The organism is Microvirga subterranea (assembly GCF_003350535.1).
Taxonomy (GTDB): Bacteria; Pseudomonadota; Alphaproteobacteria; order Rhizobiales; family Beijerinckiaceae; genus Microvirga; species Microvirga subterranea.
Genome location: NZ_QQBB01000002.1, coordinates 673406 through 686042, shown reverse-complemented (window position 1 = coordinate 686042; position 12637 = coordinate 673406). Strand labels below are relative to the sequence as shown.

13 protein-coding genes are annotated in these 12637 nt (G+C 63.0%); 4 read left to right on the top strand and 9 right to left on the bottom strand.

Annotated features, from left to right (window positions below; all coding sequences use genetic code 11):
• On the top strand, window positions 1-687 hold a 687-nt coding region (locus DES45_RS25075), incomplete at its 5' end, for a calcium-binding protein (protein WP_483466618.1).
• 95 nt (window positions 688-782) lie between these two features.
• Here DES45_RS25075 and DES45_RS08020 read toward each other — a convergent pair.
• Window positions 783-2339 (bottom strand): 4-hydroxyphenylacetate 3-hydroxylase family protein, encoded by a 1557-nt coding sequence (locus DES45_RS08020; RefSeq protein ID WP_114769424.1) that lies wholly within the window; start codon window positions 2337-2339, stop codon window positions 783-785.
• 80 nt (window positions 2340-2419) lie between these two features.
• Here DES45_RS08020 and DES45_RS08015 point away from each other — a divergent pair, with 80 nt between their 5' ends.
• A complete protein-coding gene (locus DES45_RS08015) occupies window positions 2420-3064 on the top strand; it encodes a TetR/AcrR family transcriptional regulator (protein WP_210271939.1) in 645 nt (214 codons plus the stop codon).
• Between the two features lie 282 nt (window positions 3065-3346).
• Window positions 3347-3664 (top strand): hypothetical protein, encoded by a 318-nt coding sequence (locus tag DES45_RS08010; protein WP_114769423.1) that lies wholly within the window; start codon window positions 3347-3349, stop codon window positions 3662-3664.
• Between the two features lie 45 nt (window positions 3665-3709).
• On the opposite strand, the gene DES45_RS08005 is transcribed toward DES45_RS08010, so the two are convergent.
• From DES45_RS08005 to adh, 6 genes are all read right to left on the bottom strand, one after another.
• A complete protein-coding gene (locus DES45_RS08005; RefSeq protein WP_114769422.1) occupies window positions 3710-4012 on the bottom strand; it encodes a hypothetical protein in 303 nt (100 codons plus the stop codon).
• A 133-nt stretch (window positions 4013-4145) separates the two neighbouring features.
• A complete protein-coding gene (locus DES45_RS08000) occupies window positions 4146-5162 on the bottom strand; it encodes a 2-hydroxyacid dehydrogenase (RefSeq protein WP_114769494.1) in 1017 nt (338 codons plus the stop codon).
• A 95-nt stretch (window positions 5163-5257) separates the two neighbouring features.
• Entirely contained in the window at window positions 5258-6088 is an 831-nt protein-coding gene (locus DES45_RS07995) for an aldo/keto reductase (protein WP_114769421.1), read from the bottom strand.
• Window positions 6089-6195: 107 nt separating this feature from the next.
• Complete coding sequence (locus DES45_RS07990) at window positions 6196-6492, bottom strand: hypothetical protein (RefSeq protein WP_114769420.1); 297 nt, start codon at window positions 6490-6492, stop codon at window positions 6196-6198.
• Between the two features lie 156 nt (window positions 6493-6648).
• Window positions 6649-7023, bottom strand: a complete 375-nt coding sequence (locus DES45_RS07985; protein WP_114769419.1) for a DUF779 domain-containing protein — start codon at window positions 7021-7023, stop codon at window positions 6649-6651.
• Window positions 7024-7091: 68 nt separating this feature from the next.
• The gene (gene adh / locus DES45_RS07980) at window positions 7092-8609 is read right to left on the bottom strand and encodes an aldehyde dehydrogenase (protein ID WP_114769418.1); all 1518 of its coding nucleotides are present in this window, start codon (window positions 8607-8609) and stop codon (window positions 7092-7094) included.
• 247 nt (window positions 8610-8856) lie between these two features.
• Between adh and DES45_RS07975 the strand changes: the two genes are divergently transcribed.
• Complete coding sequence (locus DES45_RS07975; protein WP_114769417.1) at window positions 8857-10716, top strand: sigma-54-dependent Fis family transcriptional regulator; 1860 nt, start codon at window positions 8857-8859, stop codon at window positions 10714-10716.
• Between the two features lie 5 nt (window positions 10717-10721).
• Here the strand turns inward: DES45_RS07975 and hutG are convergent, their stop codons facing one another.
• Together hutG and hutC are read right to left on the bottom strand one after the other, a co-directional pair.
• The gene (hutG, locus tag DES45_RS07970) at window positions 10722-11675 is read right to left on the bottom strand and encodes a formimidoylglutamase (protein ID WP_114769416.1); all 954 of its coding nucleotides are present in this window, start codon (window positions 11673-11675) and stop codon (window positions 10722-10724) included.
• Window positions 11672-12490: a histidine utilization transcriptional repressor HutC gene (hutC, locus tag DES45_RS07965; RefSeq protein ID WP_245571581.1), complete on the bottom strand. Its 819-nt coding sequence runs from the start codon at window positions 12488-12490 to the stop codon at window positions 11672-11674. Before hutC ends, hutG begins: the two co-directional genes overlap by 4 nt.
• Between the last annotated feature and the right edge of the window lie 147 nt (window positions 12491-12637).

The window sequence follows — 12637 nt, the reverse complement described above, 5'->3', positions numbered from 1 at the left end:
GTCTGGCTCGACGGCCAGCAGGTGGTCAACTACTCCGGCGCGGTCGGCTACACCGACCAGAGCACCACCCACTGGAACATGGGCATCTACCGCTCGTCGCCGACCGGAAACGAAACGCTGGCGGTGCAGGTGAAGTCGCCGGATCTGTCCTACGGCACCAGCGCATCGGCGGCCAAGCATGGTGCCCCGGCAGCGGATACCCTCTCATCCGATCCGACATCAGCGCCGCTTCCGACCCCATCCCCGGATGCGGATCAGACGGCCGTACCGGGCAAAACCTTGATCGGTGGCTGGACCAGCGACACGTTGATCGGGACCTCCGGCGACGATAAGCTTTTCGGAAAGGGAGGCAGCGACCTGCTGACCGGAGGCGAAGGCAAGGACACCTTCGCATTCGACACGAGGCTGGATGGGTCACGGATCGACAAGATCACCGACTTCGATGTGAACGACGATACAATCCAGCTCGACGATGCGATCTTCGCGAGCCTCGTTCAGGGCAAGCTCGGAGAGGCCAACTTCCGGACCGGCGGCGCGGCCCTCGACCGGAATGACTACATCCTCTACGACCGCGCCAGCGGGACCATCTCCTATGACCCGGACGGCTCAGGCTGGCAGGACGCCATGGCCTTCGCAAAGGTGACACCCGGTCTCGCACTGACCTACGATCACTTTTTCGTCGTCTGAGCGATCTCACCGGCCCCGCGGAGGTCCCTGGCGGACCGTCGCGGCAGCCACCCATATGTGCGGCGGGAGCCCGGACCGAGAGCCTCGCTCATGCGTCATTCCGCCGCCTCTCGGCCTGCATTCTTCGGCCCGGTCGCTCCATCGTGCGGGTTCGGAACCTCGCAGCCAGTCGCACAGCAACGCCCTGGTTGCTTGGAGACGCGCCTCCCCTCCTCCAGCACTCCCTGATCGAGAAGGTTTTCGACGAGCTCGACCTTTTCCATGATTGGATAGTTGCGCCAGATCTCCCGTTTCATCGCCTCCGGCGATCCGCCGCCGTGTAGCGATATGACCGAGTACCAGCCAGCCTGGTGGGAAACGGTCAGGTCCTCGATCAGCCGCGACACCTCCATCCGCTGTTCCATGGGGATGTCGGCTCGCCCGCCGAGAACGGACGTGAGAGAGGCCTGCGTCAGCGGGTTGTGGTCTTCGTCAGGCCCCGGCAGCGCAACCACCATGCCGCCCGAGACGTAGTGGGCGAGCCGATGCATGTCGTAGATCTTGGTGGCCAGAAGGAGCTTGCCGATGTTCGAAAACACGGCATCCGGCATGACCGATCCTGCCGGGTCCTTCGTGCAATACACAGAGGCTGCCACGCCGCAGGCATAGAAACCCTCCGTGATCGTGATCAGTTCGACCATCGCGTCGCGGATATGGCCGTGCCGGTCCGGGTCGAGACCATTCGCCTCGACCATCAGAGCGCCTGCCCCTATCAGCAGATCGCCGAATCCGGCGCGAGCGCCGATGCAGGAATGGCGATGGTGGGTCGCGTAGGACGTGGTGATGAAGCCCCCTTCTTCGTATTCGCCTGCGAGAAAAACGCGGTCGTGCGGCACGAACACGTCGTCGAAGATCACGACCCCGGTCGACTGCCCGTACTTGGCGGAGAACTTTGCCGCAGCCTCGCCTGGCCGCCCTGCGGGGCGCGCCACGATCGTGACGCCGGGGGCATCCACCGGAACGGCGCAGCAGACCGCAAATTCCGCGTCCTCCTTCGTGTGCGTCCGGCAGGGCATGACGAGGAATTCGTGCATGTAGGGAGCGCCGGTCACGATGGCCTTGGTGCCGCGGATGACGATGCCGTCCGGCCGCCGCTCCTTGATGTGTACGTAGACATCCGGATTGGCCTGCTGCCCAGGCCGCTTGGCCCGGTCGCCCTTCGCATCCGTCATGGCGACGCCAAGGGTTAGGTCGCGATCCTGCACCTCGTGCAGGTAGTTCAGGAAGCGCTCCGAATAATCGGTCCCATGTGAGACGTCAGTCCGCTTCGTCGCCTGGAAGATGCCGTTGAGCGCATCATGGGTGAGGTAACGCTGCGCACAGCCTGAGATCTTGCAGACCAACCGGACGGCCTCGAGCTTGGAGAGCAGGTCCGCCGATGTCTCGTTGATATGCAGCATCCGGTTGACAGTCCTGCCGGATGTACCCTGGCGGGCTGTCATGATCGGCAGGTGGTCGGGCCGGTGCGCCAGATCGTAGGTGATGCCGACCGCATCGATGCCGGCGGCGAGAAGGGGCTCGTCGGCAACGCTCCCGATGGCCTGCCCGTTCACGAACACCCTTGGCCTGTAGGCACGAAGCGAATCCCGATAATCCGATGCCGTCATGAGCATGGAAGCCTCCCCGGTCGTTCTTGTCCACAAATTTGAACAGTGTTAGAAATTCCCGTCAAGAACGAAAAGCGGGAGCCGGGATGGCTGTGGAGCAGCGCAAGCAAGGGCGGGTGCAGGCCACCCGAAACCTCAAGCGAGGTCTGATCCTGGAGGCGGCTCGAAGGGTCTTCGAAGCGGAGGGTCTCGAAGGCGCCTCCCTGCGCGCTATCGCGGCCGCAGCCGGTTATACGCCGGCAGCCCTCTATTTTCACTTCGAGTCCAAAGAGGCGATCTATGCCGAGATCCTGCAGGTCTCCCTGGCAAAGCTGGGCGAGGTCGTCAGGAAGGAAGCATCGCAAGCAATTGAGCCAACCGAGCGCCTGCGCGCCGCCGCCATGGCGTTCTTTCGGTTTTACGCCGAGAACCCGCGCGACCTGGATCTCGGCTTCTATCTCTTCCGGGGCGGGATGACGCCCGAAGGCTTGGGCAAGGACCGTAACGAACACTTGAACAGGTGCCTTGAAGCGGCACTAAATCCCATCGCGGAGGCCGCGGTTCAAGCGGGAGCATCACCGGGCCACGCAAGGATCCTCATGGTCGATGTTTTTGCCCATACAGCCGGACTGCTCCTGCTCTCTCATACCGGGCGCATGAGAGTGTTTCAGCTCAGTGCTCGCGATCGCATGGAAGCATATCTAGAGACCTGCCTCGACAATCTGCCGCGACCCAAAGATCAGGTGCGGTGAGCAGCCGGAAAACGCACCCTTCGATTCGCCCAGGCAAGACGGCGTAAGAGATCACGATGATCTTGGCGCCAAATTGTCCTATGCATATTTGTCCAAATACCCCTACTTCATTCCAATTAATCCTATCGTAGGTGTAAAGGCAGATCCAATATCTCGAATTCGTGTCTTCTAGGAATGGCGGAATTGTGCAATTTTAATGGCCTCACCATATTTTGCCACAATTCGTTCCTCTGCGTTCCGCGTCCCGCGACAAACCAATCAAGTTTGCCAGGAAGATCCACGATGAAAATGCACAATCCTGATGCTCGCGGAGCATGTTTTGGATTCTCGGCTCCGGACGACCGAGTCTTCTCGCTCCACATTCCTGCCCTCAGCGATGACGGATACGAGCATCCTCGCTATTCGTTCGATATCGAATTCGATCCCGAAACGCCCGACAGGATGATCGTCCGCCTGCTCGAACTCGACGAGGACAACTTCATCCGGGCCGTTCGTACTAGCACATCCTTCCCGGTGACGATGCTGGGCGAGCTGCTCAGCCAGAGAAAAGCTACGGCGGAAGAGATCGCCGGCTGGCAGGCCGCTCCGGACGACGAATAGCGCCCGATCCCCTGTGAAAGTGCAGCTTCGCCGTGTCGCGCCGGATCAGCGGCACGCGATCGTCGCCCGGGGACAGGAGGCGACATAGTTCACGGTCGGGCAGAATGTCACCGCGTAGCTTTCATCGATGGTGCACGTGACGTGCACCCGATGAGGCGCCGGCACAGGCCCCAGACTCTGGTGAAGCACGGAATAGCCGAGCCCCTGGTCGGCCAGCCTAACGATCGGCTGGATCGGTTGGGCAATCGGGGTGTAGCGATGGCGTGTGATACGGCCGTAATCGGCTGCCTCGGCCCCCATGCCGGCCAGCGCCAGCAGAACGGTCGTCGTCGCGAAAAGGAATCTCATGACACACCTCGCTCCTCCTGCGCCTTCGGGACCCCAAATCGCCCAGGCGGCATAAAATCTTACGAACGATAATGCGCAGCTGAGCTTCTGGGTTCACTCCCCGCCCCTGAAAGTCTAAGCCCTGGCTGGACCGTCATCGTGTCTCGCGGGCAATCTTTTCGACGGAGACCGTATGGAGAGCGTGTCCGGTCTTCTCGAAAGCGGTGATGTTGGCGAAGGTTGTCTCGGCGATGCTTGTGAGAGCCTCCTGCGTGAAGAAGGCTTGATGGCCGGTGATCAGCACGTTCGGAAACGTCAGGAGCCGGGCAAAAAGATCATCGCTGATGAACCGGGACGACAGATCCTCGAAGAAGAGATCGGCCTCCTCTTCGTAAACGTCGAGGCCAAGGCTCCCGATGATGCCATCCTTTAGGCCCCGCACCACCGCCCGTGTGTCGATGACGGCGCCGCGGCTCGTATTGATGAGCATGACCCCGCGCTTCATCAAGCCGAGGCTCGCGTCGTCGATCAGATGATGCGTGTCAGGTGTTAGAGGGCAATGAAGAGTGATGACGTCCGATGACGAGAGCAGTTCGGCCACCGGGACATAGCGGACCCCAAGCCCCTCGCAGGCCGGATTCGGGTGGAGATCGTGTGCAACCACGGTGCACCCGAACCCGGCTAGGATCCGGCAGACCACCTCTCCGATCTTGCCCGTGCCCACGACCCCTGCCGTTTTTCCTGCGAGATCGAAGCCGAGGAGTCCTTCGAGCGCGAAGTTGCCCTCCCGAACCCGGTTATAGGCCCGATGGGTCTTGCGATTGAGGGTCAGCATCAGGGCGATCGTGTGCTCGGCGACGGCGTGGGGCGAATAGGCAGGAACGCGCGCCACCGCGATCCCTTCAGTCCGGGCAGCCTCCAGGTCCACGTTGTTGAAGCCGGCCGACCGCAGTGCGACCAAACGAATTCCCTGCCCGGCGAGTTGCGAAAGCACCCCGGCAGTCAACTCATCATTCACGAAGGCGCAGATTGCGTCGGAGCCCGCCGCAAGATTGCTCGTTTCTGCGGTCAGTCGGGCTTCGAGATAGATCAGGTGGTGGCGCAAGCCGGCGTTGGCCGCGTCGAGGAACCGACGGTCGTAAGGTTTCGTGCTGAAGACAGTGACCCGCATCGCAATCGCACGCTCCCCGGTCATTCCGTTCTGAAAGGGAAACGGGCGTGAGCTCAAAGCGTTGCGGCTCGCCGGATTGCTCCTCTCCGAGGAACTCAGTCGAACTCCACTCGCCAGCTCGGATACACCATCCGGCCGTTCGGTCGCGCCAAGCCGGAGATGCGCCGCATTTCGTCCTGCGAGAGGGCAAAGTCGAAGATGTGCAGGTTCTCGGCGATGCGGTTCCGGTTGCCGGATTTGGGAATGGCGATGGTCGCAGGCTGCTGCACATGCCAGCGCAGGATCACCTGGGCGGGCGTTTTCCCGTGCTCTGCCGCAATGGCTTGGATGGCAGGGTCGTCGATGAGGTCGCCCTTCCCGAGCGGGCAATAGGACGTGAAGGCGAGGCCGTGCCTCCGGCAGGCGTCCCGCACCAGGCTCTGATCGAGATACGGGTGATACTCGCATTGATTCACCACCAGCAGCTCGGCCGAGAGGCGAACGGCTTCCTCCACAAGGCTGGCGGAAAAGTTCGAAACGCCGATATGGCGCGTGAGCCCCTGCCGCTTCGCGCCGCTCAGGGCCCGGAGGGTATCGCCGAGCGGCACATCGCTGTTCGGCCAATGGATGAGCAGCAGGTCGACCTGCGAGAGGCCCAGCCGCCGAAGGCTCGCTTCGGCCGACCGGCGCAGGTCATCGGGAGCAAGGTCGCCGTGCCAGACCTTGGTGGTGACGAAGATCTCGTCCCTGGCCACCCCGGATGCCTTGAGCCCAGCGCCGACCGCCTCCTCGTTGCCGTACATGGCCGCCGTGTCGATGTGACGATACCCGGCGTCCAACGCCGCACGGACGGCATCTGCGCAGGCGTCGTCGCGGAGCGTCCATGTTCCCAAGCCAAGGCAAGGGATGCGAGCACCGTTTGCCTCGACGAGAGCTGCTTTCGTCATCGACCCATCTCCGATCATTTTTGGCGTGCCGGGAGCCGTAGAGGACACGGCCTTGTCCTACGATGTCGCCCGGAAGCTGTAGGCTTCCCCGGGACGGAGGCCGAGGCTTACCGCTTGGTCTGACCAGCAGTCCGCCCGGACTTGACTGCATTCTCGACCTTGTCGAGCTTATCCTCGAGTTTGTCGAGCTTCGCCAGGATCTGATAGAGCAGATCAGGGACGACCCGCGTGTAGTCGACGTTCTCCCGCGAGGCCTTTGCGGTCGCCTGAGCGGCTTCGATCAGTTCCCGGATCTCCGCCCGGGAGACCGGTACAGCGTCGGCAGCGGGAGCCGGCGTTGTCTGGGCATGGGCTTGGGCGGCGAGCCCAAGCAAGACGATGGCGGTGAGGGCGGCTCGGTGCATTGCGTTCTCCTGGAGGACATTCCTGTCGATGCCTTAGAAATCGTGCCCTAAGGTAAAGTTATTCCTAAGAGAACGGCTCCGAAGAACAGAATACACGCCTCTCCTTATATATTACCGCCGACCCGGTCGGCCTCGGCCCCAAAAGCGATACAGCTTCTAATCGGCAAGCCCGAGAGCAGCAGCCTCATCATCCGAGAACAAGCGAGAGCGCGTCAGGAACCGCACGTTGCGCCCATTTTCGAGGGAGAACATCCCGCCCCTGCCCGGCACCACGTCGATGATCAGCTGTGTGTGCTTCCAGTACTCGTACTGCGATGGGCTCATATAGAAGGGCGCGCCGCCGATCACACCGAGCAGAACATCGGCGTCTCCGACAATGTAGTCGTCCTGCGGGTAGCACATGGGGGACGAGCCGTCGCAGCATCCGCCCGACTGATGGAAGAGAACGGGCCCGTATTCGCTCTCCAATGTCGCAATCAGGTCGATTGCGGCAGGCGTTGCCGTGACACGTAGGATCTCGGTCTTTTCCATCCATCACCTCACGTCGTGCCATGCGGAGGCAGGGCGCGGGACGCCGCGCCCTGCCCTTTCCGCACGGATCAGAAGAACCCGAGCGCCTTGCTGCTGTAGCTGACAAGGAGGTTCTTGGTTTGCTGATAGTGGTCCAGCATCATCTTGTGCGTCTCGCGACCGATGCCGGACTGCTTGTAGCCGCCGAAGGCCGCGTGGGCCGGGTACGCATGGTAGCAGTTGGTCCAGACGCGGCCCGCCTGGATGGCCCGGCCGAAGCGGTAGGCGCGATTGCCGTTGCGGGTCCAAACGCCCGCCCCGAGCCCGTAGAGGGTGTCATTGGCGATCGACAGGGCCTCGTCCTCGTCCTTGAAGGTGGTGACGGAGACCACCGGGCCGAAGATCTCCTCCTGGAAGATCCGCATCCGGTTATGGCCGCGGAACACGGTCGGCTTGACGTAGTAGCCCCCGGCCAGTTCGCCCGGCAGATTGTTGCGCTCGCCGCCCGTCAGAACCTCGGCTCCCTCCTGCCTGCCGATGTCGATGTAGCTGAGGATCTTCTCGAGCTGCTCGCTTGATGCCTGAGCGCCGATCATCGTGGATGGATCGAGCGGGCTTCCCTGCCTGACGGCCTCGACACGCTTCAGTGCCTTCTCCATGAACCGGTCGTAGATTGACTCCTGGATCAGGGCACGGCTCGGGCAGGTGCAGACCTCGCCCTGGTTGAGGGCGAACATGACGAAGCCTTCGATGGCCTTGTCGAGATAGTCGTCGTCCTCCGCCGTCACGTCGCCGAAGAAGATGTTCGGCGACTTGCCGCCGAGCTCGAGCGTGACCGGGATGAGGTTCTGGCTCGCATATTGCATGATCAGGCGGCCCGTCGTCGTCTCGCCCGTGAAGGCGATCTTCGCGATGCGGGAGCTCGACGCGAGGGGCTTGCCGGCCTCGAGTCCGAAGCCGTTGACGATATTGAGGACGCCGGGCGGCAGCAGGTCGCCCACGAGCTCGGCCCAGACGAGGAGCGAGGCGGGCGTCTGCTCGGCCGGCTTGATCACCACGCAGTTGCCCGCCGCGAGCGCCGGCGCCAGCTTCCAGGCCGCCATCAGGATCGGGAAGTTCCAGGGAATGATCTGGCCCACGACGCCGAGCGGCTCGTGGAAATGATAGGCGACCGTGTCGTGATCGATCTCGGCGATCGATCCCTCCTGGGACCGGATGCAGCCGGCGAAATAGCGGAAGTGGTCGATGGCGAGCGGGATATCCGCAGCGGTCGTCTCGCGGATCGGCTTTCCGTTGTCCCAGGTCTCGACCAAGGCCAGCGTGTCGAGGTTCGCTTCCATCCGGTCGGCGATCTGGTTGAGAATGCGCGCACGTTCGCCCGGCGCCGTCTTGCCCCAGGCATCCTTCGCCGCATGGGCGGCGTCCAGAGCCTTCTCGATATCATCCTTGTCCGAGCGGGCGATCTCGCAGACGGACTTGCCGGTCACGGGCGAGATATTCTCGAAGTAGCGGCCGTTGACCGGCTCGACCCATTGCCCACCGATATAGTTGGCATAACGGTCCTTGAACGGGGCCTTGGTGAGCGTCAGGAATTCCGGCTTGTTCATTGGTTTCCTCCCTGGATGAACACGCCAGCCTCCTAGCAATTTGCGTGCCACTGCCCGCATTCACGGGAAGAAATCGATGCTGCACTGCGGCAAATGCTTGAAGAGCAAGGTGCGGCTCCGCCGCACAGTCCTCACGATGTTTCGTGACTTCTCTTTGCTTGGCCTTGGCCTATCATGGGCTCCGTCGCGCCATGAAACGCATCTGCAACACCTGTTGCAATTTGCGACACCGTGACAGGAGGAAGCCGTGTCGCCAGATCGGATTCAGGATGCACGCCGGAGTTTCTTTTCCGCAGGCACCCTCGCCCAGAACCTCGTTTCCCAGCCGATCCAACGCTCTTGGTCGCGATGTGCCGCGCTCGGACTGGAGGTCGGAAGCCGCTCCCTTCCCGAACCGCTGACACCTCAGGAGTTTGCTGCCGCCGCGGAAGAGGCCGAATCCTTCAAGCGCCTGTGCCGTCCGGAACTCGAAGTGCTCTATGCCGATGCCGAGGCGAACGACAGCATCGTCATTCTGACCAATGCCCAGGGCCTGATCCTCGACACGGTCGGCAGCACTGATTTCGCACAGCGCGCGGCGCGCGTGGCGCTCAGGCCCGGTGTTCCCTGGACCGAGCAGATCGTCGGCACCAACGCCATCGGCACCGCCCTGGCGGAAGGATGCCCGATCGAGGTGCGTGGGGCGGAGCATTACCTCGAGTGCAACCGCATCCTGAGCTGCTCGGCGACCCCGATCATCGGACCGCAAGGCAAGATCCTGGGCGTCCTCGACCTTTCTGGCCCGGCTGAAGTCCATCAGGCCCATGCGCTCGGCCTCGTTCGGTTGGCCGCCGAGCAGATCGAACACCGGCTCTTCGATCGCGGCTTCGAGCACACGGATCTCGTGCGCCTTCAGGCGGATCCCTCGCTTCTCGGCACCCCACGGGAGGGCATTCTCGTGTTCGAAAACGGGCAGCTGAAGGCGGCCAATCGCCAAGGTCTCCTGCTCGTCGGCCGCGATTACGGCGCCGTTGGCACGGCGGCATGGGCAGACCTGTTTCAGGATGGCCTGTCCGCCTTCTCCGACACAGGTCGCCTGAGACGGATCGGCGGAAGCTCTCTCTTTGGCAGATTGGATCGCCCTCGAAAGAAGGTCTCGGCGATCTCGTCCCCGCAACAGAAGCCCGTCACGCCGAGAGCCATTCAGCCGATCTTCGATCTGGAGACCCTCAAGGCCGTAGGGCGGGCGGTGCGTCTCCTTGATGCCGATGTGCCGGTCCTCGTCTGGGGGGAGACCGGAACGGGCAAGGAGATCTTTGCACGGGCGGCCCATGAGCGATGCGCGCGCTCCGGGAAGCCCTTCGTGGCCATCAACTGCGCCGCATTGCCGGAAACGCTGATGGAAGCGGAACTCTTCGGATACCAGCCGGGCGCCTTCACGGGTGCCCGGGCCGGCGGGTCCAAAGGACATCTTCGTGAGGCCGATGGAGGTGTGCTCTTCCTCGACGAGATCGGCGACATGCCGCTCGCCCTTCAGACGAAGCTGCTGCGGGTGCTCCAGGAGCGGGAGGTCGTGCCTCTCGGCGGAGGTCGGCCAGCCGCGGTCGACTTCGCCCTCATATGCGCCACCAATCGGGACTTGGCGGAACTCGTTCGAACGGGCGGTTTCCGGTCGGATCTCTATTACCGAATTGCCCAATATACGATCGAACTCCAGCCCCTGAGCCGGCGCGGGGATCGGGACCAACTCATTGACGCCTTATGGGAGGCACTCGGCGGCCGTGCCCGCCGGATCACCCTGTCTCCCGATTGTCTGGCCCATCTTACGGCCTACCACTGGCCCGGGAATTTCCGGCAGCTCGTCGGCTGCCTGCGCGCGATGCTGGCGCTTTGCGAGCCGGGCGAGACCGCCGGAACAGAGGCCTTGCCCTCGGATATCCGCGCAAATCCGGCGGAGTGCGGACCGGGCCGAACCCGATCTGCCGAGCAACCGGCAAGCCTGGATGCTCTCACGATCAACGCCATGCAGGATGCGCTTCAGGCGGCAGGAGGCAATGTATCCCTCGCCGCCCGCAGGCTGGGAGTGAGCCGCAGCACGCTTTACCGCCGCCTGCACGGCCAGCTCTGATGGGATCAATTCCGCGGAATTGCCAACCGGTAGGCCAGACGGGCTGCAACGCGGGCCGTTTGGCCATTCCGATCGAGGAGCGGATTGTACTCGGCGATGTCCGCGACGGCGAGCTTGCCGGAAGCCAGAACCGTGTCGACGAGGCCTTCAACGACGTCGAGCGGGACACCGCGGGCCGCAGGCGCGGAGACGCCGGGTGCAACGGCTTCGGGCAACACGTCGAGATCAACCGTCAGGTAAACCAAATCAGCCTGCGCGATGCGCCGTTCGAGAAGGCTGCGGAGGCCATCGACCTGATCAGGGCGGATTTCCTCATCGAGCCAGTATTCGACGTCCAAAGCCTTGGCCCGTTCGAACAGGGCTGTCGTGTTGGCCAACTCGCTGATCCCGAAGCAGATGTAGCGAAACTCGGCGCCATGGCTGGAGCAAAGCTCTGCAATCTGGCGGAATGGCGTTCCTGAATTCGGACGCGGCGCAAGCCGAAGGTCGAAATGCGCGTCGAGATTCACGACGAGAATCTTGGTAGATCCCATTCGATCGCGGAGGTGCTTTGTCAGGCCAAGGAAACTGCCGTAGGCAACCTCATGTCCTCCTCCGAGGACAACTGGCCGTGTGCCGCGGTCGAGCAATCCGGCAACCTTCTCGGCTAGGCTTTCCTGCGCTCCTTCCAGATCTTCACCCAGGCACACGACGTCACCGGCCTCGTACAGGGATATGGGGCCATGGACTGCCAAGCGGGACAGAATCTCGCGGATTGCCGCTGGCCCTCCAGCTGCTCCGACGCGCCCGAAATTCCGGCGAACTCCTTCGTCGGACGCAAAGCCGAGCAATGCGGATCCGCCCGTCGCGTCGTCGCTCAAAGGCCGTATGACGTCCTTGACGCGCCAGACTGGACCATCCTCGCCCTGATCCCCCGGAAGGCCGACAGGTCGCGAGGCCGGCTTCTCCTGACTGCTCATCGTTCAGCTCCTCTGGCTTCGGGTGCTTCAGGTCCGACGCCTTCACCACGGCCGCTCTGATGCCCCTCCTTGCGATTGCCGCCGCTCCCGGACGGCGACTGGCCCCCCTGTCCCCGTCCCGTTGGGGAGAACCGGCCGACAAGACGGTGGCGGTCCCCCGGATAGGTGATGCGTGCCTCAGTAATAAAGGACCCCGCCTGCCAGGTTCGGCGCTCCAGGACGAGGCAGGCTGTTCCGGTCGCGACCTGAAGGCGCCTGTGCAGCTTTGCATCGGCGCTGACCGCACCGATGACGTGCTCCGCATCCGTCCACGGAACGCGATTGAGGAGCCAGGTCCCGGGCGGCAGGTCTTCGAAGGTTTCCCTGCGCACGTCGGGCACCGACGCGAGATTGATGATCCTCTCCTCATAGGCCTCTGGCCTGCCATCGATGAGGTGCAGAGTATCGATGCACAGGACCTTGGCCCCGACTGCCAAGCCGGTCCGGCCAGCGGTCGCAGCATCCACCGCCTCGATCGCGCGGCGCAGGGTTTGATGATGATAGGTCTTCTTCGACCGCTTGGCCTCCATGGCGAAGTCGCGGATCTCGAGCACCGCTTCGTCGGCGCGGGGAGCAGCCACCACCGAGCCGGCCCGCCGCCGGCGGGTGATGAGCCCCTGCGCGGCCAAGGCGGAAAGGACCTTGTTGACGGTCATCCGCGAGCAGCCGTACTCGGCCATGAGTTCGTGCTCGAACGGGAGCCGGTGGCCGGGGGCCCACTCGCCCGACATGATCCGTCCCTCGATGTCGTTTCGGATCTTCTGGTGCAGATGCACGGCTTCCTCCGAACAGGTCCAGCCTCACACCACCCGTGCCCGGCCGTACGTGCCATCCCCTTTGTGTTCCCAACCTGCAGATTTTGTCTAGACAAATTACGAAGCTCATATATGTCTATACATATTGATCGCATCAACAGGCTGAGC